This is a genomic window from Pseudarthrobacter sp. S6 (assembly GCF_050156575.1).
Classification (GTDB): Bacteria; Actinomycetota; Actinomycetes; order Actinomycetales; family Micrococcaceae; genus Arthrobacter.
This window is the reverse complement of the sequence record NZ_CP189581.1, coordinates 960226-984150: the sequence shown is the minus strand read 5'-3', so window position 1 is coordinate 984150 and position 23925 is coordinate 960226. Positions and strand designations below refer to the sequence as shown.

The window sequence follows — 23925 nt, the reverse complement described above, 5'->3', positions numbered from 1 at the left end:
GCCGTACGCTCGCCTAGCCAGCTTTGGCCGCGGCCAGCACCACCTTGACCGGGACGCCGGTGGCCAGTGATTCCTGGGCTGCGTCAGCCACGCGGGAAGCGGCCACGGCGTCCTCCGGCGTGCAGGGGTTCTCCCGGCGGCCCAGAATCAGCTCCACGAACGCGGCCATTTCCGATCGGTACGCCTGGTCGAAGCGCTCGGCGAAGGTCCGGTGGGGTGCCCCGGCGGGGAAGGCGATCCCGGCTTCGGCCGACGCCATGGCCGTTTGCTCATCGAGCCCAACCATCAGCGAACGGCCGGAGCCCTGGATTTCCAGGCGGACGTCGTGGCCGGCACCGTTGTAGCGGGTGGCTGACACGGTACCGACCGTCCCGTCGTCGAACGTGACCAGCGCCAGCGCCGTGTCCACGTCGCCCACGGCGCCGATGGCCGGGTCGCCGTTGTTGGAGCCCTTTGCGTAGACCTCCACAATCTCGCGGCCGGTCAGCCAGCGCAGGATGTCGAAGTCGTGGACGGAGCAGTCGCGGAACAGACCGCCGGAGCTGGCGAGGAACTCCACGGGCGGCGGCGCCATGTCGCAGGTGACGGCGCGCAGGGAGTGGATCCAACCCAGCTCGCCCGCCTGGTAGGCACGCTTGGCCTCAAGGTAGCCGTGGTCGAAGCGGCGCTGGTGGCCGATCTGCACCACGCCGTTGTTGTCGCGGATGTAGTCCAGCACCGGCAGGGCGTCCGCCACGTTCATGGCCACCGGCTTTTCGCAGAAGACCGGAATCCCGGCGTCCACGCCCGCCTTGATCAGTTCGGGGTGGGTTCCGGTCCCCGTGGCGATGACCAGCCCGTCCACGCCGGCGGCGATGATTTCCGCCACCGAGGGCAGGAAGCCGGCACCGAGGCCCGCGGCAATGCCCCTGGCGTGGTCCGCGGCGACGTCGGTCAGCAGGAGGCTGACGTTGATGCCTTCCGGGTTAAGAGCTCCGTTGAGAGCGGCGATGTTTTTGGCGTGCATGACGCCGATGCGCCCCACTCCGACCAGACCGAGAATGACGTCCTTCATAGTGTTCCTTCCGTTGAAAAAGTTTTAGTGCCTGGCACCGTGAACGCTGCCCGGAAGGCCGCAAGGGCTTCCTCGTCATCGCCGCTGGCCCAGGCTTCCATGCCCACGGTTCCCTCATAGCCTGCGTCCGCGAGCGCCCTGGCCACGGCTGGGTAGTGGATTTCCCCGGTGCCGGGTTCGCAGCGGCCCGGTACGTCCGCTACCTGGACTTCGCCGATGTGCGGCAGGGCGGTCCGCACGAGCTCGATGAGGTTCCCCTCCCCCAGTTGTGCGTGGTACAGGTCCAGCATGAGCTTCACGTTGGGGTGCCCGGCTGCTTCCACGAGCGCCAGCGTGTCCTTGGCCCGGGCCAGCGGGATGCCTGGGTGGTCAAGGATGGTGTTGAGGTTCTCCAGGCAGAACGTCACACCGTACTTCTCCCCCAGCTTGCCGAGGCGTTCCAGCGTCCGCGCGCCGGTACTCCACATAGGACCGGTGGAACGGTAGAGGGGGCGGGCCGCCTGGCCATCGATGAGCTCCGCGGAGTGCACCACCATGCGGCTGACGCCGAGCTCCAAGGCCGTGGGGATCAGCGACCCCGCGGTCCGCACGACGTCGTCGGCCGTGTCGGGGTCCACGAGGCTTCCCGAGGTGTACCCGGTCATCGAAGAGAACACCGCGCGGGTGGCCTTGAGCGCGGCGAGGTCCTTGCCCCTGGAGTCCCACATCTCGACGTCGAATCCGGCGTCGTGGAGCCGCTGCACCCGTTCCACAAACGGCAGGTCCGTGAAGACCATTTCCGCGCAGATGGCAAGGCGCATCAGACGCCGGCCCGGGCGTCGTCACGGAGCGCCGGCACCGGGGCAGCAGCCACAGCCACCGGACCGCCCTGTTTGACCGATTCGATGCACGCCAGCGCCATGGCCAGCGCGCGGCGGGCGTCTGCGGCCCCGGGAGTGAGGGTGAACGCGCCGGACGGCGGCGGGGTGCCGTCACGCTGCGCACGAACCGTGGCGGCGAAATCCGCGAGTTCGTCCGTGTAGGCCTGCCGGAAGAGTTCCACGTTGAGGCGCGGGGTGTCCGCGGACAGTCCCTCCGCCGTGTAACGCCGGGCCGCCGTCTCGGTGGCACGGCCGGCCTGGACCATGCCCTTGGAACCGAAGACCTCTCCGCGGATGTCGTAGCCATAGAGGGCACTGAAGTTTGCTTCCGCCACGGCGATGGCGCCGTTGCTGTAGCGGATGGTCACCACTGCGGTGTCCAGGAAGCCCTGATCGCGCAGCTCCGGTTCCACGAGGGCGTCGGCCACGGCATAGACCTCCACCGGCTCGGCACCTTCGTTGAACCAGTTCAGGGTGTCGAAGTCGTGGATCAGGGTTTCCAGGAAGACCGTCCACGCGGGGACCCTGGCCGCGTTCGGGATGCTGCCGTTGCCCGGATCGCGCGTCAGCGAGCGCAGGAGCTGCGGCTGGCCGGCGATGCCGGCGGCGAGGTCTTTCTTGGCGGCCTGGAAGTCATCCGCGTAGCGCCGGTTGAAGCCGATCTGGAAATGCACCCCGGCTTTTTCAACGGCGGCAAGCGCGGCGTCGAGTTCGTCGAGCCCTTGGCCCGCGGGCTTCTCGCAGAAGACGTGCTTCCCCGCGGCGGCGGCCTGGGTGATCAGGGCGGAGTGAAAGCGTGCCGGGCTCGCGATCACCACGGCATCGATCTCCGAATCCGCCAGGATGTCTTCTGCGTTGGCCGTCACCTTTACCGTGCCCAACGCTTGGGCAAGGGCCTTCGCGGATTCCACATTAGGGTCTGCGATGGCCGCCAGGACGGCGCCCGGGACCCGGCGGGCGATGCTTTCGGCATGGAACGCCCCCATCCAGCCGGAGCCGATGAGCCCGACTTTTACGGGTGCGGGGAGTCCGTCGGAGTGCTGTTCGATGTAGGCCATGGGTGGGCCCGTCCTTTCGATGGTTAGAACGGATAATGAATCAGGGGCATGGGGTTTCCTCGCCGGGGACATTTTCGCCCGGGAACACCACTCCCAGCTGGCGGCGGATCTCATCGGTTACTTCCAGGGTGCGGATGGAGGCTGCCAGGGTCCGCTGGCCGGCCTGCGTCTGCCCGGCGGCCACGGCACGGGCCACGGCCGCGGCTTCGTAGTGCAGTCCCTCGAAGTGGCCGCCGGCCGGTTCCTCATGGCGCAGCCGGGCCCCGTCCGGGAAGCGGACCTCGAAGCCACCGGGCATGTTGAAGGGCCCGTCGATAGTCAGCGTGGCTTCGGAACCGACAATCGTGGCGGAAGTGGGCGTGAAGTTGTGCAGGTGGGTGTTCACGACGGCCTGCGCGCCGCCGGCGAACCGCATGATGGCGGACAGCTGGGCGTTGACCCCGGATTCGTGGGGCTGGCCGATGGCGTGTAGCTCTTCCGGCAGGCCCAGGACCTCGGTGACCAGGGTCCCGGCGTCGAGGATCTGCCGGATCACGTCGAACTTGGGCAGGAAGAAACTCCACATGGCCTCGGCGGCGAACACCCCGGCGGCCTCGGCCCGGGCGGCGATGTCCCGGGCCTGCGCCGCGTTGAGGCCGATCGGCTTCTCGACCAGAACGTGTTTGCCGGCGTCGACGGCGAGCACCGCGGCCTCGTGGTGGAAGTTGTGCGGCGTGCAGACGTAGACGATGTCGATGTCCGGGGCGGCGGCCAGCTCCTCATAGCTGCCGTAGGCCGCGGGCACGTCGAAAGCGTCCGCGAATGCCTTGGACCGGCTGAGCGAACGGGACCCGACGGCGGCAATCACCTGGTCCGTGTGCGCCTGGACGGATTCGGTGAAGCGTTCGGCGATCCAGCCCGGTCCCATGATGCCCCAGCGCAGCACGGGGGCATCCCAGGATCCAGGCACTCGGGACTGTGGGAGGGCTGTAGCGGTCATGAGTAGCTCACTTTCGTGTAGGTACCGTCGCTGCGCAGGGACTGGATCAGGGCTTGGGCCACGAGCGAGGCGTTCAGACCGTCCTGCGCTTCGGCCAGGGGCGGCTGTTCCCCCTCGGCCAGGGCTGAGATCCACGCTTGCAGCTGCAGCCGGTACGCGTCGGCAAACCGAGGGCGCCAGTCTGCGGGTATCGCCGTCTGGCTGAGGCCCGCCTGCTGGACCCCCAGCAGTGCGGAATTCTGCAATCCGGTGGTACCCCGTTCCGAGACAACCTCGCAGCGCGTGGTGTAGCCGTACTGGGCGTTCAGGAACAGCTCCAGCGTGGTCACCGTGCCGTCGGCCGTGCGGAGCATCATAAAGGCTGGGTCCTTCAGGCCGCCGTCGGCATGGCGTGAGCTCCGTCCGGCCTGCCATGACACCTCCGTGATCTGCGAGTCCAGCAACCAAGGAATGATGTCCAGCTCATGGATGGCCGAATTGGTGATGGCCGATTCCGAGGTGGTGCCGGGGCCCGCAGCGGCATTGCGGCCGGTGCAGTGAACCAGCAGAGGCTCACCTTGGACCCGGTCCTGCACGGACTGGCGCACGGCCACGTAGCCGGGGTCGAAGCGCCGCATAAAGCCCAGTGAGAGCAAGGATGCGCCGGTGGCTGCCACAATATCTGCGTCCGCCGCTACCACCTCAAGGCTTTCAAGGAGTGTGGGTGCCATTGGCTTTTCGCACAACACCGGGGTCATCGCCTCGAAGCATTCCAGCACCACCCCGGCGTGCGTGGAGTCGTGCGAGGCAACCACGACGGCGTCCACCTCGCTTGAATTGATCAGCTCGGAAGGATCGGTATTGATGCGGGCGGCCGGTGGCGCAGCGGCCGCGGCACGGCTGGCGTCGATATCAGCCACATAGGTGACTTCGGCACCGCCGATGGTGGTGGGGAGATTCCTGATGTGGTCGGCGCCCATGATTCCGGCGCCGATGACGCCTACCCGGATCGGCATGTTGGTCCTGTCCTGTCCATCGTGGTTCTGTACGTCGATTAATAGCTGCCCGTGGCAAGGCAGGGGCCCGCCGGCAGTCCGCCGGAGGGCCCCTTCCGCCGGCGCTGCTAGGCGTGTCTTGGGGCGCCTGCCTGGACGGCATCCGCGACGTCGGCCACCCCCGCCACCTCCGCCTGGACTTCTTTGACGATGTCGCTGTGGCCGCCGAGTTGTTCGAGTTCGTGGGCGAGTTCGGCGAGTTCGGCGCCGCCGGCCATTTGGGCGGTGAGTTCGTCGAGGGTGATGTCTTTCTTGTCGTAGTAGCCGATTGATTTGCCGCGTTTGAGCAGCAGGAACCGGTCCCCGACGGGGAAGGCGTGGTGCGGGTTGTGGGTGATGAAGATGACCCCGAGGCCGCGGTCGCGGGCCTGCAGGATGTACCGCAGGACCACGCCGGATTGCTTGACGCCCAGGGCCGCCGTCGGCTCATCCAGAATCAGGACCTTCGCGCCGAAGTACACGGCCCGGGCGATCGCGACGCACTGGCGTTCACCGCCGGAAAGCTGGCCAATGGGCTGCTCCACATCGCGGAGGTCGATGCCCATCTCGGCGAGTTCCTTGAGCGTGATGGCTTTCATCTTCTCGACGTCCAGGCTCTTGAACGGGCCAAAGCCGTTGGTCAGCTCCGAGCCGAGGAAGAAGTTCCGCCAGATCGGCATCAGGGGCACCACGGCGAGGTCCTGGTAGACGGTGGCGATGCCGGCGTCGAGGGCGTCACGGGGGGACGTGAATTTCCGTTCCTCGCCCATGATGTTCAGGATCCCGGCGTCGTGCTGGTGCAGGCCGGCGATGATCTTGATCAGGGTGGACTTACCGGCGCCGTTGTCGCCGAGGACGCAGGTGACGCGGCCGTTGTCCACGGCCATGGTGACATCGCTCAGGGCAATGATGTTTCCGTAGTGCTTGCCTACTGCCTCGAGGGAGAGGAGGTGGACGGGGGTGTGGGTGAGGGGGTCTTTTTCGTTCTGGAGCAGTGTTTGCTGGTCGATTTCTTTGGCATTCATGTTCCCGGGCCCCTTTACTTGAGTTCCGCGCGGCGTTTGACGATGAGGTTGACGATGGTGGCCAGCAGCAGCATCAGGCCGAGGAAGAACTTGAACCAGTCCGGGTTCCACTGGGCGTAGACGATGCCCTTGTTGGCCATGCCGAAGATGAAGGCACCGATCGCGCCGCCCACCGCGGAGCCGTAGCCGCCGGTCAGGAGGCAGCCGCCGATGACCGCGGCGATGATGTAGAGGAATTCGTTGCCGATGCCTTCACCGGACTGGACGGAGTCGAACGCGAAGAGGTTGTGCATGCCCAGGATCCAGCCGCAGAACCCGACAGCCATGAACAAACCGATTTTGGTTTTGTTGACCGGGACGCCGACGGCGCGGGCGGCGTTCGCGTCGCCGCCGACGGCGAAGATCCAGTTCCCGACCTTGGTCCTCAGCAGGATCCAGGACGCGACCGCAACCAGGCCGATCCAGATGAACACGGTGATTTTCACGTCCACGTCCCCGATCGGGACGGAGGAGGCGAATACGGCCTTCGCGGACGCGAAGCCGTCCATGTCCGAGATCGACGGGGAGGACACGGATCCACCGATCAGCCGGGTCAGGCCCAGGTTCAGGCCGGTCAGCATCAGGAACGAAGCGAGGGTCACGATGAAGGATGGGAGTTTGGTCTTGATCAGGATCAGGCCGTTGATCAGCCCGACCGCCAGGGATACCACCAGTGCCAGGGCCACGCCGACCCAGACGTTCGTGGCGAAGTACCAGGAAAACATTGATGCGGCCAGCGCGGACGAGATGACGGCGACACCGGTGGAGAGATCGAATTCCCCGCCGATCATCAACAGCGATACCCCGACCGCCATGATCCCGATCGTGGAGCTGCCGTAGAGCACGGTCGCGAACGCGTTGGGCTGGATGAAGGTCTGGGAGACCGAGGCGAAAAACACGAACAGCACGATCGCCCCGACCAGGGCGCCGACTTCCGGGCGGCCCAGGAGCTTCTGTAGCGGATTGCGTTTGCCGACACGTTCATCAGTGACCGGCGCCGGTGTCTTCGATGGCGGTGTCTTGGAAATGGTCTGGGTCATGGTGCTTCTCCTACTCCGGGCCGGGTTCCGGGCCCCGCAAGGGCCCCGGAACCCGGCTCAAAGGATCCTTAGCGGATGCCTTCTTTGGCGAATTTGAGTGCGTCAGCCGCTGCGGCCTTGTCGACGATGGACGGGCCGGTCAGTACCGGCTGGCCGCCGCCGATCTCGAACCCGCCACGCTTGTTCTGCCAGATCGCATCAATCGCCCCGTACCCCTGCAGCCACGGCTGCTGATCCACGGTAAAGAGGATCTCGCCGTCGGCGATCTTCTGGGCAAGCTCGGCGTTCATGTCGAAGGAGGCCACCTTGGCCTTACTGCCGGCCGAGTTGACGGCCTTCAGGATGGTGAGTGTGAAGGGGGCGCCCAGGCCGACGATCGAGTCAGCGTCCGCGGTGGCCTGCAGCTTGGCGGTCACGGTGGAGGACACCTGGGTCATGTCGGTGCCGGCGACATAGAGGATTTCCGTTGCGGGCAGCTTTTCCTTAACGCCGGCGCACCGGGCTTCAAGGCCAACGTGGCCCTGTTCCTGAATGACGCAGATGGGGTGGGACAAACCCTCGCTCCGGAGCTTGTCGCCAACAGCTGTACCGGCCAGCTTTTCATTCGAGCCGAAGTGCGTGAAGGCACCGAGCTGTGCCGAAACCGATTCGCCCGCATTGAGGCTGACTACGGGGATGCCGGCTTCCGTGGCTTTCTGCAGGGCGCCTTTAAGCGCATCGGGCTTGGCCAGGGTCACGGCGATCCCGTCGACCTTCTGGTTGATGGCCTGCTCGATCAGCTGGGCTTGCCGGCCACCCTCAGGATCGGACGTGTAAAGCAACTCCACGTTATCCTTCGCCGAGGCCTCCTCGGCTCCCTTGCGCACGATGTCCCAGAAGGTATCTCCCGGGGCCGCGTGCGTGATCAATGCGATCTTCAGCTTCGGCGTGCTGACGACCTGCCCTCCGGCTGCACCGCCGGCCGCGTCCGGGGCCTTACCGCCAGTGCTGGAACATGCGCTCAGGGCCAGCATGGGCACCACAGTGGCCACGAGGGCCGCCTTACGCCACGAAAACTTCGTCACGAATTATCTCCTTTGATCCGGGCCCCTGGGGACGCTTCGCTGCGCCAGTCAGTCGGCCTTCTACAACGATCATGGTGACTCAATTCACATAAGTCAATAGTTTGTCCTGACATTAGGATGTTTTGACGTAATAAGGTCAGGGATGCCGGTGTCCGGACCGCGTCGGCAGGGCAGGTCGGGGGGCTGGGCCGCCAGCCATGGCTTTGTTGCCGGCAACATTCTTGAAGTAGTGCTGCACGTCTTCCAATCTCTTGTCCTTTGTTTCCGGAACGTACGTGGCAGCAACACAATGGCGCCAACGCCCAGCACTGCGAACACGAAGAATGGGCTGGAGAGTCCGATCGCGGCGAGTAACTGGGGGAAGCCGAAGCCAACCATGAAGTCTACGGTCCACACCAGAAATGCCGACGCTCCCCTCCCGAGACCGCGGATCTTCAGCGGTCTAATTTCGGACAACACGAGCCAGCTGACCGGCGAAATGGCACCTTCCTGGAAGGCCAGGAAGGTGACGGTCAAAGCCAGGATCACGAAGCCGCGGCCTATACCTTTAAGCAGGACCAGCGAGAAGAAGCCGATCAGTAGCAGGGCGGCCTTTATACCGACGGAAATTCCGGCGGAGCCAGGGAATTCCGAGGTCCTGCCAGCGGGGGCTTTTCGGCATGAAGTTCATCCCGACCCACAGCGCGATCGCGGGCAACGCGGCGATGACGAGCATTCAACGACAGAATCCACCGGTCTCACCAAAAGTGTTGCCGAGATACGCGTTGAAGATGAAGGCCAGCAACTGCCCGGTGACGATCATCAACTCGGTCTGCGTGACGATGCGCCCGCGCCGTGCGCTGGGTGAAACTTCAGCCAGGTACACAAGGACGGTCACGGACGCACCGCCCACGGCCAGACCCAACACGAAAGCGTGCGGCAATCACCCGGTGCTTGGCGCGAGGACGTGACCAGAGCTTCGGTCAGCGGCGTCAGCCCCGGATCTTCCTGCATGAAAGGCAGCGCTCCGTTGATGACACCGGCATCCTAGCCGAACAGCAGGCCCCCGAATGTCGAAATGATGGTGACAGTCCGCAGGGCGCGTTTGTGGTTGACAGGCGGTTTCCGGGCCACGTCCGGGAAGCACCCGGCGCCGTCATACGCTCGCCTTCTGGATATGCTCCTTCATCGTCTCCAGCTGGTAGCGGGACACGTCCTTGGCGTTGTCGTCTTCGGCGAAGACGCTGGACACCATCACGGTGTTGTCCTTCTCCAGGAAGCCGATTTCCTTGAGACCGCCGAAGAACTCGTCCCAGTTGACGTCGCCGTCGCCGATCTTCAGGTGCTGGTGCACCCGCACGGCATTTCCGGGCGGGTTGGTGATGTAGCGCAGGCCGTGGGAGGCGTGGTGGTCCATCGTGTCCGAGACGTGGACCAGGCGCAGCCTGTCCCCGGCGGCCCGCATGATTTCCAGGGGCTTGTTGCCCATGTGGAACGAGTGCGAGGCCACGTAGACCATGCCGATGTTGGGCGAGTTGATGCCGCGGATGACGCGGATGGCGGCCAGGCCGTCTTCGACGAAGTCGTCCGGGTGCGGGTCGATCAGGACGTCCAGGCCTTCACGCTCGATGATCGGCAGCAGCTCTTCCATGGAGCGGAAGAAGGCGCGCTCGGACTCTTCTGCCTTTTCGGGGCGGCCGCTGAATTCGGTGTTCATGGTGCTGACGCCCAGATCCACGGCAATTTGGATGGCGCGCTTCCAGTAGCGGACCGCCGCCTCGCGGGCATCCTCGTCCGGACCGGACCAGCGCAGAACCGGCAGGACGGACGCGATTTCGACGCCGGCGTCCTTGCATGCCTTGTTCATCCGGGCCACCAGCTCGTCGTCGGCTTTGGGGTGGTTATGGAACGGGATCATGTCCGCGTGCGGGGTCAGCTGCAGGTAGTTGTAACCGAGATCGGCGGCCACGCGCGGAAATTCCAGCAGGCTGTGGCTGTGGTGGAACGGGGTGGGATCCAGGGCGATTTTCATGGTCACTCCTTGGTAAATGCGTCATTGATCTAAAGTTTTTGTCCAGATAATGCGCCGAGAAGGATCTCAAAGCCGCATTATCTGGACAAAAACTACGGGAGCGGGCGCGGGCTGTTATTTGTAGAGGTCCGGCTTGGTGTTCAGCCGGACCTTGACCTTTTCGCCCGACTTCTGCGCCTCGACGCCGGCTTCGCAGCAGGCGGCGGTGGCGTAGCCGTCCCAGGCGGTGGGGCCGCCGATTTCGCCGCGGACCGCAGCGTTAACCCAGGACTGGATTTCGACGTCGTACGCCGCGCCGAAACGCTCTTCGAAGCCGGGGGTAACCTTGCCGCCCCAGCGGCCGGAGCTACGGGTGTATGGGCCCGTGTCGCCGCCGATGTTCACGATGCCGTCTTCAAAGGAGGCCTGGGTGGCCACTTCATAGCCGAACTTGGCGTTGACGTAGATCTCGACGTCGGCCAGAACGCCGGATTCGGTTTCGAGCAGGACATGCTGCGGATCGTGCTGGCCGTTCGGGGCGTTGCGCGTGGCCTTGCCCAGCCGGACCTGAACGGAGGTGATTTCCTCACCGGTGAAGAACCGGATTGCGTCGAATTCGTGGACCACGGAGTCGTTGATCAGCATTTCGTTGGTGAAGCCCGGCGGGGTGGTGGGGTTGCGGTGCTGGTGGTGGAGCATCAGCAGTTCGCCGAGGTCGTGTCCATGGATAAGCTGGCCCAAGGCGGCGTATTCGGCGTCGAAGCGGCGCATGAAGCCCACCTGGACGCGCTTATGGCCGAGGTTTTCCTCGGCCTGCACGATCTTCCACGCTGATTCGGCATCAGGGGTGAGCGGCTTTTCGCAGAGGATCGGGAAGCCCTTCTCGAGCGCCTTGTACAGGATTTCCTCATGGAGGAAGCCCGGCGTGGCGATCAGCACGGCGTTGACGTCGCCGTTGTTCAGCGCCTCGTCGGCACTGGCCAGGGCCACGGCGCCGTCGATCCCTTCGATGGCGGCCTGCGCCCGGGAGAGGTCGACGTCGACGACGGCGGCCACTTCGGCGCCGTGGATGCGGGTGCTGAGCCGCTTAATGTGGTCCGCACCCATGCGGCCTGCGCCGATGACGGCAACGCGGAGAATGTCAGTCATTGTTTCTGTCCTTAGGTATCGGATTCCGGGGCGGCTGTTAATTGACTGCCGTGCGGGAGCCGCACGACAACAGGTAGTTGCGGGTTCGCTTGGCGATGGGCATCGGCACGTCGAACGCCACTGGATACATGTCCTGCTCCACGATGCCGAAGATCGGGCGGTTAAGCCCCTCCACCGCCTCGATGACGGCGCGCAGGTCGGGGAGGCCGTTCGGCGGCTCGGTCATAACGCCGGCCAGGTTGGCCGCCGCCCAGGTCATGTTTTCGTCGTTGACCTTCTTCAGGATGTCCGGGTTGATCTGCTTCAGGTGCAGGTAGCCGATGCGGTCCGGGTAGTTCTTGATGAGCTCCAGGCTGGAAGCTCCGCAGTATTCGGCGTGGCCGGTGTCCAGGCACAGATTCAGGTATTCGGGATCCGTCGCGGCCAGCAGGGTTTCGATGTCTCCCTGGGCACCGACGTGCGAATCGGCGTGCGAGTGGAACTGCTGCTTGAGGCCGAAGTCCTCCAGCAGCGTCTTACCCAGGCGGTTGTGGCCGGCGAAAAGGTCACTCCAGGACTTCTCAGTGAGCTGGCCGCTCTCCACAGCTTCGCCAGTGACATCGTCACGCCACATGGCCGGGATGACAACTATGTGCTCTCCGCCCATGGCAGCCGTCAGTTCGGCCACCTTGCGGGCAGGTTCCCAGGCGGTTTCCCACTGTTCCAGCCCGCGATGGAAGGCGGTGAAGACCGTTCCGGCGGTGACCTTGAGGTCGCGGGCCTTGAGTTCCTCGGCCAGCCGGGTGGGATCGTTCGGCAGGTACCCGTACGGACCCAGTTCGATCCACTTGTAACCGGACTCGGCCACTTCGTCGAGGAAGCGTTCCCACGGAGTCTGCTTGGGGTCATCCGCGAACCACACGCCCCAGGAGTCCGGCGCGGTGCCGATGATCAGCTTGTTCTCAGTCATAACAGCGGTGTCTTTCTGCTTTTGGGTGGGCCCACCCCGCCAGGGTTCCCTGGCCGAGCTTGCGAGGCGAGGGCGGCGGTGGGGATTAGTTGGACGGGAAGTTGTAGGAGGCACCCGAGGCGTGGGTGGGCTCGGGCCAGCGGGACGTGACTACTTTGCCGCGGGTGTAGAAGGACACGCCTTCCGGGCCGTAGATGTGCTTGTCGCCGAACAGCGAGGCCTTCCAGCCGCCGAAGGAGTGGTAGGCCACCGGCACAGGCAGCGGCACGTTGATGCCGATCATGCCCACGGTCACCGAACGCTGGAACTTGCGGGCAATGGCGCCGGAGGAGGTGAAGATCGCGGTGCCGTTGCCATAGGGGTTGGCATTGATCAGGGCGATGCCTGCGTCCAGGTCCTCGACGCGGACCACCACCAGGACCGGTCCGAAGATTTCCTCGGTGTAGGCGGTCATTTCGGTCTTGACGTGGTCGATGACCGTGGGGCCAACCCAGAAGCCGTCCTCGTGGCCGGGGACAACCAGGTCGCGGCCGTCCACCACCATGGCCGCGCCGGCGGCTTCGGCCTCGGTGACGATCCTGACGATGCGTTCCTTGGAAGCGGGCGTGATCACGGGGCCCATTTCGGCGTCGGGCGCGGTGCCGTTGTTGACCTTGACGGCGAGGGCGCGCTCTTCGACCTTCTTGACCAGCAGGTCCGCGGCCTCACCGACGGCGACGGCCACGGAGATGGCCATGCAGCGTTCGCCGGCGGAACCGAAGGAGGCGGCCGCGAGGTGGTCCGCCGCGTTGTCCAGGTCGGCATCGGGCATGATGATCGCGTGGTTCTTCGCCCCGCCCAGGGCCTGGACGCGCTTGCCGTGCTTGGTGGCGGTCTCGTGGACGTACTGGGCGATCGGAGTGGAGCCAACGAACGAGATGCCGTCCACGTCCGGGTGGGTCAGGAGCCCCTCCACGGTTTCCTTGTCGCCGTGCAGGACCTGGAACACGCCGTCGGGCAGACCGGCCTGCTTCCACAGCTTGGCCAACAGCATCGAGGCGGACGGGTCACGCTCGGAGGGCTTGAGGATGAAGGCATTGCCGGCGGCGATAGCCATCGGGGCCATCCACAAAGGGACCATGACCGGGAAGTTGAACGGGGTGATCCCGGCCACCACGCCGAGCGGCTCGCGGAAGGAGAAGACGTCGATCCCGGTGGAGACCTGGTCCGAGTAGTCGCCCTTGAGGAGCGTCGGGATGCCGCAGGCGAACTCGACGACCTCCAGGCCGCGGCCGATCTCGCCCTTGGCATCGGAGAGGACCTTGCCGTGCTCAGCCGTGATCAGTTCGGCAAGATCGTCCACGTGGGCGGCAACGAGCTCGCGGAACTTGAACAGCACATTGGTGCGCTTGGCCAGGGAGATGTCGCCCCAGGAGTCGGCGGCGGCGCGGGCGGCTGCGACCGTGGCGTCCAGGTCCGCACGGTTGGCCAGCCGCAGCTCCGCGGAGACGGCGCCGGTGGCGGGGTTGTAGACGGGCTGGGTGCGGGTACCAACGCCGGCGGTTTCGGCCCCGTTGATGAAGTGGTTGATGGTGGTGGTGACGGTCGTCTTTGACATGGTGTTGGACTTCCTTCGGTCTGTGGGGGCTGTGTGTCTGGGAAATCAGCCGAGCAGTTTGCGCTGGCGGTTCTTGTGGTCGGTGTAGGTCTTGAAGGCCTGCTGCGTGGAGTCGAGGTCCGAGACCTGCGAGACGGGAACGTCCCACCATGATTCGGAGCTCGGAGCGTCCAGCATGGGGTCCGATTCAACGTGGATCAGGATGGGGCCGCCGCGTTCAGGCGCGGCCTTGGCATCCCGGATGGCCTGCTCGAGTTCGGCGATGACCTTCTCCCCCGGTTCGATCCGGATCACCTTCACGCCGAGGCTTTCGGCGTTCAGGGCCAGGTCCACCGGGAGGGTTTCGCCTTCGTCGAAGCTGTGCTGCTCCTCGTTCAGCGACCGGTACTGGGTGCCGAAACGCTGCGAACCAAGGGATTCGGACAGCGAGCCGATGGAGGCGTAGCCGTGGTTCTGGATCAGGACCACGATCAGCTTGATGCGTTCGGCGACGGCGGTGACCAGTTCGGTGTGCATCATCAGGTAGGAGCCGTCCCCCACCATGACCACAACGTCCCGGTCCGTGCCACCGCGGGCGGCTTCTGCCAGTGCGGCGCGCTTAACGCCGAGCCCGCCCGGGATTTCGTAGCCCATGCAGGAATACGCATATTCCACGTGGTAGCCGAACGGGTCCCGGACCCGCCACATCTTGTGCAGGTCACCGGGCAGGGAACCTGCCGCGCAGATGACGACGTCGGCCGCATCCATGGCCCGGTGTGTGGCGCCGATGATCTCATTCTGGGCCGGCAGCGGCGTGAAGCGGGTGTCGAAGGCTTCGTCCACCTTGGCGTCCCAACGCTTCTTCTCCGCGGCGATCCTCGCTTCGAGGTCCGCGCCGACGCGGTAGCCGCCCAGGGCCTGGTTCAGCTTGACCAGGGCCTTGCGGGCATCCGCGACAATCGGCAGGGACGTGCCGTGCTTGTACGCATCAATCGCGGCGACGTTGATGTTGATGAACTTTACGTCGGGGTTCTGGAACGCGCTCCGGGAGGCAGTGGTGAAGTCCTCGTAGCGGGTACCGATGCCGATGATCAGGTCCGCCTCGGCGGCGATGGTGTTGGCCGCCGTCGTACCCGTGGAGCCGATGGCGCCGAGCGAGAACTTGTGGTCCCACGGCAGGACGCCGACGCCGGCCTGGGTGTTGCCCACCGGGATGCCCGTCAACTCGGCAAAGGCAGCGAGTTCCTCGTTGGCGTAGGCGTAGAGGACGCCGCCGCCGGCGATGATCAGCGGGCGTTTCGCGGCCCGGATGGCCTCGGCGGCGCGGCGGATGTCCTCGTCCTCGGCTTCGGGGCGGCGGATGCGCCATTCGCGTTCGGCCAGGAACTCCTCAGGCACCTCGAAGGCTTCGGCCTGGACGTCCTGCGGCAGCGAGATGGTGACGGCACCGGTTTCGGCCGGATCCGTCAGGACGCGCAGGCCGTGGTGGAAGGCCGAGAACAGCTGCTCCGGGCGGGAGACCCGGTCAAAGAACTTGGACAGCGGCCGGAATGCGTCGTTGACCGTTATGTCGTAGGCGTACGGCTGCTCGAGCTGCTGCAGGACCGGGTCCGCGGCGCGGGTGGCAAAGGTGTCACTCGGCAGCAGCAGCACCGGCAGGCGGTTGGTGGTGGCCAGCGCCGCACCGGTGAGCAGGTTCGAGGATCCCGGACCGATCGAGGTGCTGATGGCAAACGTCTGGCGGCGGCGGGTATGCCGGGCGTAGCCGACGGCCTGGTGCACCTGGGCCTGCTCGTTGCGGCCCTGGTAGTACGGCATGATCGCCGGATCGAGCTGCTGGTACTGCTTCAACGCCTGGCCGACGCCGGCAACGTTGCCGTGGCCGAAGATGCCGAACGTCCCAGGAATCAGCCGCTCCCTATAGTCCTCGGTACCGATGCGGTCCACCGTGTACTGCTTGGACAGGTACTCGACGACGGCCTGGGCCACTGTCATTCTGCGTGTTGCTGTTCCCATTGGGACGTTACTCCGATACTTTCGCTGATGACTGCAGCTCAGACGTCTTGAGCAGCGAGGCGGCGGTGGCGACGGCCCCGGCCACATCGCCGTCGGCCGGGTACAGGAGCGTCCGTCCCACGGTGAGGCCCTGGACGCCGGGCAGGGCCAGGGCGGCCTGCCAGCTGGCGAAGACCTTGTCCTGGGTGCCTTCCGGATCCCCGCCGAGGAGCACGGTGGGCAACGTGGTGGCCGCCATGACGCGTTCCATCTCCGCCACCACGGGCAACTTCATCCAGGTGTAGGCGCTCGTGGAGCCTAGGCCTTGGGCGATCGCGATGGACTTGATGACGGCGTCCGGGCTGAGGTCGTTGCGGACCTTCCCGTTCTTCCAGACCGAGAGGAAGGGTTCCACCATGGCGATCAGCTTGCGTGCAGCGAGGGAGTCGACGGCGCGTGCCGTGGCTTCCAGGGCGGAGGCGGTGTCCGGGTCGCCGAGGCAGATGCGGGTCAGCATCTTGCCGCCGTCGGCGCCCAAGGCTTCCAGTGCCGCGGCCGTGTGGCCGGTGAAGCGGTCGTCGATTTCGTTGACGAGCCCGGCCAGGCCCCCGCGGTTCATCGAGCCGAAAACGAGCTTGTCTTCCAGGGCCCCCAGCAGGAGCAGGTCATCCATGATGTCCGGGGACGCCAGGACACCATCGACGGCGGGATTTGCCAGGGCAATCTGCAGGCGGTCCAACAAATCGAGGCGGTCCGCCATGGCCACCGGAGCGTTTCCCACGGAGAGGGCGCCGCGGGCCGGGTGGTCGGCGGCAACGATGAAGTTCTGCACACCATACTTCAGCCCCGGATGGCGGCGACGGGTGGCTGCCGCGCGGGCAACGGCCTCGGGATCTTCCAGCCGGAGGGCACTCAGGTGCTGGTAGCGGCGGGGATCATCGTTGGCGCTCAAGACGCTGCTCCTTCGGAAACTGTGGTGTGGGACGGTTGTGAAGCGGCGGCACCGGCCAGGGCCGGTGCCAAGCGGCCGCGTTCGGCCAGCAGCGAGGTGACCTCCTCCGGCGTCGGCATCGCGTCTGCGCAGGAAAGGCGGGAAGCCACAATGGCGCCGGCGGCATTTGCGTAATCCAGGACCTGGGCCAGCGGCCAGCCGGACAGCAGTCCGTGGCAGAAGGCTCCGCCAAACGAGTCGCCGGCACCGAGGCCGTTAAGGGTTTCCACCGGGACCGGCGCCGAGACAACGCGTTCGGTGCGGGTCTTTGCCATCACGCCTTCCGGGCCAAGCTTGACCACGGCGATCTCGACGCCGGCGGCCAGCAATCGGTCGGCCTGCTCGTCAGGGGTACCTTCGCCCACGGCGACGGCACATTCCTTGTCGTTGCCGATGGCTACCGTGACGTGCGGCAGGATCTTGGCAACCTCGGCCCGGGCATCCGCTTCGGAGGCCCAGAACATGGGCCGGTAGTCCAGGTCCAGGATGGTGTACTGGCCTGCCCGGAGACCGGTCCGCGGACGCGCCGCATGGGCAGCCAGGTGGGCCTCGCGGCTGGGCTCCTGGCACAGGCCAGTCACGGTGGACCAGAAGATCCCGGCTTCACGGATGGCGTCCAGGTCCAGCTCCGCGGCCTTGATCTGAAGGTCAGGGGCCGTGGGGAAACGCCCGTAGAAGTAGAGCGGAAAATCTTCCGGCGGCATAATGGCGCAGAACGTCACCGCGGTGGGCCATTCCTTCACCGGTGTAACGAACGTATCGTCCACGTTGAACTTGCGCAGTTCACGGTGGAGGTATTTCCCGAAGGCGTCGTCGCCCGTGCGCGTGATCACGCCTGCATTGCGGCCATGCCGAGCCGCGGCCACGGCCACATTAGACGGGGAACCTCCGAGGTACTTTCCGAAGGACGTGACGTCCTCCAGATCCACCCCTATATCGTTCGGGTAGATATCGACACTGATGCGCCCGATCGTGAGCAGTTCGTGGGTCACGGTAATCGCGGACCTTTCTGTTTGAGCTCCATACCCTGTACAGCAAGAGCTAGAACTCCGGTTCCTGGCCGGGCCCCCGTGAGCGGGACCACAACCACTACCTTGCCCTAGAATCATTGTCCTGTCAAAGGTTTGTACTGACATATTTACAACCTGCATAAAGGTGCCGGATTGGCGCCCTCGGGATTACTTTGGGGGAACCGCCAGTTCGCCCGTGACGTACTGCGCCCGCCCAAAGCCGAATGACCAGTCGCTGGCGGCATTCTCCACATAACCGATGAATACGTCCTCGCCGGCAATACCAAGTTCCACGAGTCGGGCAGCGATCGCGGCAAAGAGGGACTGTTTGGCCGCTTGGCTGCGGCCACCTTGGGTAAAAATCTGGATCATCACCACATCGGCGGTGCGCTCGAAGCCGAGCCCTGCATCCTGGGCGACAATCTGGCCCTGCGGATGCTCCGTGAGGACGTGGAAATAGTCGCGCTCGGGGATGGCATACTCCGCGAGGATGGCATCGTGGATTCCGCGACTTAGGCGTTGCAACTGTTCGGAGCTGCGCCCTTGATTAACATCGATTCGAACCAGTGGCATTTTTTCATCTCCCTTAAAGATTGTCCTGACATACTAACAAACATACAGGATAAGGGGCAAGGAAATCCCCGGAAACCCCTTCCGCACAGGCAGTGGCAGCGGTACGGTTAAACAACCAAATGGTTGATAAATGAGTTATTTGATTACCGATTATGAAAGGCCTGCACCACGATGAACCCCGACGACGGCACCCTGGACTCGGCCTTTATGGCCCTGGCCGACCCCGTACGGCGGCGGATCATCGCCCGGCTCAGCCGCGGACAGGCAACAGTCAACGAATTAGCGGAACCCTTCGCGATCACCAAACAGGCGGTCTCGAAGCACATCCAGGTCCTCGAGCAGGCGGGGCTCGTTACCCGCAGCAGGGAAGCCCAGCGCCGGCCCGTCCACCTGAATCCCGCACGGCTGGAGGCACTCACCGCGTGGATCGACCAGTACCGGCTGGTCCGCGAAGAGCAGTTCCGCAGCCTGGACGCCGTGCTCAGGTCCAATGCCGCCAACGGCGGCACCCACCCCAAGGAATCATCATGAGCAATCCACTGAACCTCACCATTCCTGAAGGACTCCCCTTCATCGACTACGACCGCGAATTCGACTTCTCGGTAGCGGACGTGTTCCGCGCGCACAAGGACCCGGACCTCATCGTCCAGTGGCTCGGCCCGCGCGGTATGAAGATGGAAATCAACCACTTCGATTTCCGCACCGGCGGCAGCTACAGCTACCTGCACACCGGGCCCGACGGCGTCGCCTACGAATTCAGCGGCGTCTATCACACCGTCCGCGAGAACGAATTTGCCGTCCAGACCTTCGAATTCGGCGGCTACCCCGACGTGGTCAGCATCGAGTTCCTCACGTTCGAGGACCTCGGCGACGGCCGGTCCCGCGTCCGGGGCCACTCCGTCTACCCCACCCGGGAAGCCCGCGACGGCATGGCGCAATCCGCTATGGAAGGCGGCATGACCGAGGGCTACGAGCGGCTCGACGAACTGCTCAGCGGCGCCAAGGTCTAGCACAGCACCTAAACGCGGGCGACGGCGGACGGTGACCTTCGCGGGAAAGGTGACCGTCCGCCGTCGTACTTAAACAAGCAACGCGGGGTCACTTACGGCCCATCCCACCGAGTGGAATGGGCCGTAAATGACCCCGCGTTGTACTTCTTGGTGCTAAAGCGCTGCGTAGACTTCGCGCAGCAGCTTGGCGGTCTCGGACGGCGTTTTGCCGACCTTCACGCCTGCAGCCTCGAGGGCTTCCTTCTTGGCCTGGGCGGTTCCGGCTGAACCGGAGACAATGGCGCCGGCGTGGCCCATCGTCTTGCCTTCGGGAGCAGTGAAGCCGGCAACGTAGCCAACAACGGGTTTGGTGACGTGTGCCTTGATGTAGTCGGCAGCACGCTCTTCGGCGTCGCCACCGATTTCGCCGATCATGACGATCGCCTTGGTCTCCGGGTCAGCCTCGAACGCGGCCAGGGCGTCGATATGCGTGGTACCGATGACGGGGTCGCCGCCGATGCCGATGGCGGTGGAGAAGCCCAGGTCGCGCAGTTCGTACATCATCTGGTAGGTCAAGGTTCCGGACTTGGAAACCAAGCCGATGGGGCCCTTGCCCGTGATGTTGTTCGGCGTGATCCCAACCAGCGCTTCGCCGGGCGTGATGATGCCGGGGCAGTTCGGTCCGATGATGCGTGTGACCTGCTTGCCGTCGGCGTCAACCGTGGACTGGGCCAGTGCCCAGAACTCGGCGGAGTCCTGGACGGGCACGCCTTCGGTGATGACAACAACCAGGCCGATACCTGCTTCGATGGCTTCAACTACGGCGTTCTTGGTGAAAGCCGGCGGGACGAAGACGATGGAGACGTCGGCGCCGGTTTCGGCAATGGCTTCCTTGACGGTGCCAAAAACGTTGATCTCGGTGTCGCCGTGCAGGACCGTGGTGCCGGCCTTACGGGCGTTGACGCCGCCAACAATGTTGGTGCCCGCCTTCAGCATCAGGGCGGTGTGCTTGGTGCCTTCGCCGCCGGTGATGCCCTGGACGATGACCTTAGAGTCCTTGTTCAGATAGATAGACATGGTGCGTCCCTTTACTTAGCTGCGTTGGCGAGCTCGGCGGCCTTGTCGGCGCCCTCGTCCATGGTGGCGGCCAGGGTAACCAGCGGGTGGTTGGCCTCGGCCAGGATGCGGCGGCCTTCCTCAACGTTGTTACCGTCGAGGCGGACTACCAGCGGCTTGTTCGCATTATGGCCCAGCTCGGCCAGCGCACCGACGATGCCCTTGGCTACAGCGTCACACGCGGTGATGCCACCGAAGACGTTCACGAACACGGACTTGACCTGCGGGTCGCCCAGGATGACGTCGAGGCCAGCGGCCATGACCTCGGCGGAAGCTCCACCGCCGATGTCCAGGAAGTTGGCGGGCTTGACGTTGCCGTGGTTTTCACCGGCGTAAGCAACAACGTCCAGGGTGGACATGACCAGGCCTGCACCGTTGCCGATGATGCCCACTTCACCGTCCAGCTTGACGTAGTTCAGGTCCTGCGCCTTGGCCTTGGCCTCGAGCGGATCTGCAGCGTCCTTGTCTTCAAGGAGGGCGTGCTTGGCGTGGCGGAAGTCGGCGTTCTCGTCGAGGGAGACCTTGCCGTCCAGTGCCACAATGTCACCGGCGCCGGTCTGTACGAGCGGGTTGACCTCCACGAGAGTGGCGTCTTCCTTCTTGAAGACGTCCCAGAGCTTGAGGATCACGGCGGCGACTTTGCCGCGCAGTTCCTCATCGAAGCCTGCAGCTGCAACGATTTCGTCAGCCTTGGCTTGGTCGATGCCCACAGCGGGGTCGATGGCGATTCTGGCGAGCGCCTCGGGGCGTTCGACGGCGAGCTGTTCGATTTCCATGCCGCCTTCTACCGAGCACATGGCCAGGTAGTTTCGGTTGGCCCGGTCCAGCAGGACGGAGAAGTAGTACTCCTCGGCAATGTCGGCACCCTGGGCAATCATCACCTTGTTGACGGTGTGGCCCTTGATGTCCATGCCCAGGATGTTGGTGGAGTGCTCAAACGCCTCATCGGCGGTCTTTGCAACCTTGACGCCGCCAGCCTTACCGCGGCCTCCGGCCTTAACCTGGGCCTTAACGACAGTTACGCCGCCGATTTTCTCGGCAGCTGCCTTTGCTTCTTCTGGGGTGTACGCCACGATGCCGGCAAGCACGGGGACACCGTGCGCCTCGAACATATCGCGCGCCTGGTATTCAAACAGGTCCACGGTTTAGTGTCCTTCTACGTCGAAGTAGTTTCTGTACAGTCGGGCACCGCCGAAGACGATGACCGGGCTGCGGATTGCCTGCACCTGGGGCCAGTTCGAAAACGGGCCACACAGCGCAATGCTCCATTCGGAACTCTAGTCCTCTCCGAGGACCGGCCCGTTCCACAGTACCGCTTATGTGAGTAACGACACTATTCTATGGAGCGTAGAAAAACGCCTAGATTACGGGGTTTTCGAGGCCTCTGCGGGCGCCCGGGAGGCCGTTGCCGCTGCCTTGGAAATAAGTCCGTAGCGGTCCCGTGCCACAAAGAACCCGACGCCGGCCGAGACGTTTCCGCACGCCACGCCGCCGTTGTAGTCGGTGCAGCGTAGCCCATTCCGTTCCAGGTTCTGGCCTTCGGCGAGGACCGCCAGTTCGGTCAGCGGGCCGCTTTTACTTCCTTTGGGGCCGTAGGCGGCCTCCATTTGTGTGACGCCGGAACGGCACTCCCCGTACGTTGCCTTGTCCGGGCTGAGCAGCGCCGTCCCGCCCAGGTAGCCCAGGCCGGTGCCGGCGCAGTCGTCCTTGATGTCGCTCGCGGCAGGTTTGGGGTATCCGGCAAGCTCTCAATGCGCCACGGGGACGGTCGCGAGCTTGTTGTTGGCCGCGTCGCTGAAGCTGTTCGACTCGTACGGGAGGTTGAGGTGTTCCTCACGGGCCGACGTCAAGGAAGCAGAGAATGTTCCGATCCTACGTAATGAAGGACAGGACGTCTCCGCTGGCCTGAACGCGGCGGGGTCAGTCAGGGCTGCCTGTTCGAGTTGCTTGATGGCCGGCAGCGGGGGCGGCGCCACGTAGCCCGGGTCCTCGGTGGTGATGCTGCAGGCAGTGCCCGCCAGCAGGAAGAGGGCGGCCAGGATCCCCAATACAGTCCGTCGTAGGGCCTCCATTATGCCCCGGTGCCGGTCTCAGCCCGGCGTACGCCTGCCCGCGTCCTCCACCACTGCGGCAGCGACTTCAGCGGGATCCTCACCCTCGAACTGCTCCTGCATCTTCCGTGCGCGGCTTTTCCAGCCGGGATCGGCCAGTATCTTTCCCACTGCAGCGGCAATGTCGGCGGGTTTGGGTGATTCCGTTCTGAGGTTAATGCCGACGCCGGCGTATTCCACCCGGGCGTTAACATCACTTTTGCCCTCGTTGATCCCCGACACCACCAACGGAACACCCTTGGACAGGCTCAGCTGCACACCGCCAAATCCGCCGTTGGTGATAAAACAATCCGTGAAGTCAAAGACCTCCGCGAAGTCCACGTAGTCCCGCACCACCACGTTGGGTTGCGCGAAGCGGGCTGTCAACGCCTCGGTGCCGTGCCCGCCGGTTGCGACGATGACCAACGCGTCCATGTCCTTGACCGCTTCAAGCGCCGGAACGATGAGTTTGTCCTGGTCGAGGTTGTCCACGGTTCCCTGGGTTATTACGAGTGTTGCGGGGTAGTTTCGCGGCAGCCCATCGCCGGCGCCGCGACCTGCCACGGACTGGCCTGCCGACCGGTACGGCAGGAGCGCACCGACGTAGTGCACTTTTGGGTTGACCCGGCGCCGCGGGAAATCCAGGGATTCCGGGCCGGTCTGGATGATGGCGTCCGAGCACCGGTAGGGTTCGTCCGTCAGCCGGCCTTCCCGCGGGACAGCCTGGCCGTAGGCGGTGTGCTGCCGCCGGTAGCTTTGGCTGGCCGGCCGAAGGATGACCTTGTCGGACAGCAGGCCCGCCAGGCCTTGGATCGCTTTCTCCATGGGATTGCGGGGCGGCCGGAACCCGAAGAAGAGCGGGGGCACCTGCGGATCGCTTTCCATGTTGGGGATCGCGACAAAGTTCACCACCGTCGTGCCCATCAGATGGGAGACGAGGCGGTGAATGAACATGGAACTGTCCGCCACCAATACGTCGAAGGGATCCTGTTGCGCTACTTCGCGGATGTCCTCGAAGAAGTGGCTGACGTTGCTGGCGAAGATTTTCTCGCCGTCGAAGCCAATGGCCCGTGGGCCTTTCAGCTTGGCCCGCTCCGGGTAGAGCTCATTGAGGTTGTCCGCGCGGTGCTCTGTGGCCCTGCGGAAGGGGAAGTGCTGGATTCCCATCCCGCCGAGCCTGTCTGCATAAACAGGCCCCGTGTACCAGGCCACCTCGTGGCCGCGGTCCTTGAGCCGCATCGCCACGCCGGTCATGGGGTTGAAATGGCCGTCAATGGCCTGGCTGGCGAACAGGATCTTCACGGTGGAGCCCCCGAATCTGCTGTGCTCAGGATCTGCTGTGCCCAAGTGGCCTGCGCTTAACCG

At 64.7% G+C, this 23925-nt stretch carries 25 protein-coding genes; 2 read left to right on the top strand and 23 right to left on the bottom strand.

The window, feature by feature from the left end; genetic code table 11:
• Positions 1 to 13: 13 nt before the first annotated feature.
• The 18 genes from ACQCS0_RS04820 to ACQCS0_RS04735 form a co-directional block, all read right to left on the bottom strand.
• Positions 14 to 1054 carry a Gfo/Idh/MocA family oxidoreductase gene (locus tag ACQCS0_RS04820; protein ID WP_354154178.1) on the bottom strand — a complete coding sequence of 347 codons (1041 nt, stop codon included), beginning with the start codon at positions 1052 to 1054 and terminating at the stop codon, positions 14 to 16.
• The gene (locus ACQCS0_RS04815) at positions 1051 to 1854 is read right to left on the bottom strand and encodes a TIM barrel protein (RefSeq protein WP_354154179.1); all 804 of its coding nucleotides are present in this window, start codon (positions 1852 to 1854) and stop codon (positions 1051 to 1053) included. Before ACQCS0_RS04815 ends, ACQCS0_RS04820 begins: the two co-directional genes overlap by 4 nt.
• Positions 1854 to 2972 (bottom strand): Gfo/Idh/MocA family oxidoreductase, encoded by a 1119-nt coding sequence (locus ACQCS0_RS04810; protein ID WP_354154180.1) that lies wholly within the window; start codon positions 2970 to 2972, stop codon positions 1854 to 1856. The genes ACQCS0_RS04815 and ACQCS0_RS04810 overlap by 1 nt, the downstream gene beginning before the upstream one ends.
• A 40-nt stretch (positions 2973 to 3012) precedes the next feature.
• A complete protein-coding gene (locus ACQCS0_RS04805; protein ID WP_354154181.1) occupies positions 3013 to 3951 on the bottom strand; it encodes a Gfo/Idh/MocA family oxidoreductase in 939 nt (312 codons plus the stop codon).
• Positions 3948 to 4946 carry a Gfo/Idh/MocA family oxidoreductase gene (locus ACQCS0_RS04800; protein ID WP_354154182.1) on the bottom strand — a complete coding sequence of 333 codons (999 nt, stop codon included), beginning with the start codon at positions 4944 to 4946 and terminating at the stop codon, positions 3948 to 3950. Before ACQCS0_RS04800 ends, ACQCS0_RS04805 begins: the two co-directional genes overlap by 4 nt.
• 107 nt (positions 4947 to 5053) lie before the next feature.
• Positions 5054 to 5989, bottom strand: coding sequence for an ATP-binding cassette domain-containing protein (locus ACQCS0_RS04795; protein WP_354154183.1), 936 nt, complete (start codon positions 5987 to 5989; stop codon positions 5054 to 5056).
• Between the two features lie 14 nt (positions 5990 to 6003).
• The gene (locus ACQCS0_RS04790; protein WP_354154184.1) at positions 6004 to 7068 is read right to left on the bottom strand and encodes an ABC transporter permease; all 1065 of its coding nucleotides are present in this window, start codon (positions 7066 to 7068) and stop codon (positions 6004 to 6006) included.
• Between the two features lie 68 nt (positions 7069 to 7136).
• Positions 7137 to 8132 (bottom strand): substrate-binding domain-containing protein, encoded by a 996-nt coding sequence (locus ACQCS0_RS04785; RefSeq protein WP_354154185.1) that lies wholly within the window; start codon positions 8130 to 8132, stop codon positions 7137 to 7139.
• A gap of 93 nt (positions 8133 to 8225) precedes the next feature.
• Positions 8226 to 8675 (bottom strand): MFS transporter, encoded by a 450-nt coding sequence (locus ACQCS0_RS04780; RefSeq protein ID WP_426940215.1) that lies wholly within the window; start codon positions 8673 to 8675, stop codon positions 8226 to 8228.
• A gap of 172 nt (positions 8676 to 8847) precedes the next feature.
• Positions 8848 to 9009 carry an MFS transporter gene (locus tag ACQCS0_RS04775; protein ID WP_354154186.1) on the bottom strand — a complete coding sequence of 54 codons (162 nt, stop codon included), beginning with the start codon at positions 9007 to 9009 and terminating at the stop codon, positions 8848 to 8850.
• A 258-nt stretch (positions 9010 to 9267) separates the two neighbouring features.
• On the bottom strand, positions 9268 to 10143 hold the full coding sequence (locus tag ACQCS0_RS04770; protein ID WP_354154187.1) for a sugar phosphate isomerase/epimerase: 876 nt from the start codon (positions 10141 to 10143) through the stop codon (positions 9268 to 9270).
• A gap of 114 nt (positions 10144 to 10257) precedes the next feature.
• The gene (locus ACQCS0_RS04765; protein ID WP_354154188.1) at positions 10258 to 11271 is read right to left on the bottom strand and encodes a Gfo/Idh/MocA family oxidoreductase; all 1014 of its coding nucleotides are present in this window, start codon (positions 11269 to 11271) and stop codon (positions 10258 to 10260) included.
• Between the two features lie 37 nt (positions 11272 to 11308).
• Positions 11309 to 12220 carry a sugar phosphate isomerase/epimerase gene (locus ACQCS0_RS04760; protein WP_354154189.1) on the bottom strand — a complete coding sequence of 304 codons (912 nt, stop codon included), beginning with the start codon at positions 12218 to 12220 and terminating at the stop codon, positions 11309 to 11311.
• Between the two features lie 85 nt (positions 12221 to 12305).
• A complete protein-coding gene (locus ACQCS0_RS04755; protein ID WP_354154190.1) occupies positions 12306 to 13817 on the bottom strand; it encodes a CoA-acylating methylmalonate-semialdehyde dehydrogenase in 1512 nt (503 codons plus the stop codon).
• 45 nt (positions 13818 to 13862) lie between these two features.
• The gene (gene iolD / locus ACQCS0_RS04750) at positions 13863 to 15812 is read right to left on the bottom strand and encodes a 3D-(3,5/4)-trihydroxycyclohexane-1,2-dione acylhydrolase (decyclizing) (RefSeq protein ID WP_354154191.1); all 1950 of its coding nucleotides are present in this window, start codon (positions 15810 to 15812) and stop codon (positions 13863 to 13865) included.
• Between the two features lie 7 nt (positions 15813 to 15819).
• The gene (locus tag ACQCS0_RS04745; RefSeq protein ID WP_354154192.1) at positions 15820 to 16743 is read right to left on the bottom strand and encodes a Cgl0159 family (beta/alpha)8-fold protein; all 924 of its coding nucleotides are present in this window, start codon (positions 16741 to 16743) and stop codon (positions 15820 to 15822) included.
• Positions 16740 to 17774, bottom strand: a complete 1035-nt coding sequence (gene iolC / locus ACQCS0_RS04740; protein WP_354222577.1) for a 5-dehydro-2-deoxygluconokinase — start codon at positions 17772 to 17774, stop codon at positions 16740 to 16742. Before iolC ends, ACQCS0_RS04745 begins: the two co-directional genes overlap by 4 nt.
• Positions 17775 to 17960: 186 nt before the next feature.
• A complete protein-coding gene (locus tag ACQCS0_RS04735) occupies positions 17961 to 18365 on the bottom strand; it encodes a tautomerase family protein (RefSeq protein WP_354222575.1) in 405 nt (134 codons plus the stop codon).
• Positions 18366 to 18536: 171 nt separating this feature from the next.
• Between ACQCS0_RS04735 and ACQCS0_RS04730 the strand changes: the two genes are divergently transcribed.
• Positions 18537 to 18896, top strand: a complete 360-nt coding sequence (locus ACQCS0_RS04730) for a metalloregulator ArsR/SmtB family transcription factor (RefSeq protein WP_354155770.1) — start codon at positions 18537 to 18539, stop codon at positions 18894 to 18896.
• The gene (locus tag ACQCS0_RS04725) at positions 18893 to 19375 is read left to right on the top strand and encodes an SRPBCC family protein (RefSeq protein WP_354155771.1); all 483 of its coding nucleotides are present in this window, start codon (positions 18893 to 18895) and stop codon (positions 19373 to 19375) included. The genes ACQCS0_RS04730 and ACQCS0_RS04725 overlap by 4 nt, the downstream gene beginning before the upstream one ends.
• A gap of 153 nt (positions 19376 to 19528) precedes the next feature.
• On the opposite strand, the gene sucD is transcribed toward ACQCS0_RS04725, so the two are convergent.
• From sucD to ACQCS0_RS04700, 5 genes are all read right to left on the bottom strand, one after another.
• On the bottom strand, positions 19529 to 20431 hold the full coding sequence (gene sucD / locus ACQCS0_RS04720; protein ID WP_056346687.1) for a succinate--CoA ligase subunit alpha: 903 nt from the start codon (positions 20429 to 20431) through the stop codon (positions 19529 to 19531).
• Between the two features lie 11 nt (positions 20432 to 20442).
• On the bottom strand, positions 20443 to 21612 hold the full coding sequence (gene sucC / locus ACQCS0_RS04715) for an ADP-forming succinate--CoA ligase subunit beta (RefSeq protein ID WP_354155772.1): 1170 nt from the start codon (positions 21610 to 21612) through the stop codon (positions 20443 to 20445).
• A gap of 222 nt (positions 21613 to 21834) precedes the next feature.
• Complete coding sequence (locus tag ACQCS0_RS04710) at positions 21835 to 22077, bottom strand: hypothetical protein (protein WP_354155773.1); 243 nt, start codon at positions 22075 to 22077, stop codon at positions 21835 to 21837.
• A gap of 141 nt (positions 22078 to 22218) precedes the next feature.
• Positions 22219 to 22518 (bottom strand): hypothetical protein, encoded by a 300-nt coding sequence (locus ACQCS0_RS04705; protein ID WP_426940041.1) that lies wholly within the window; start codon positions 22516 to 22518, stop codon positions 22219 to 22221.
• Between the two features lie 42 nt (positions 22519 to 22560).
• Positions 22561 to 23862 (bottom strand): nucleotide disphospho-sugar-binding domain-containing protein, encoded by a 1302-nt coding sequence (locus tag ACQCS0_RS04700; protein ID WP_354222573.1) that lies wholly within the window; start codon positions 23860 to 23862, stop codon positions 22561 to 22563.
• Positions 23863 to 23925: the final 63 nt, after the last annotated feature.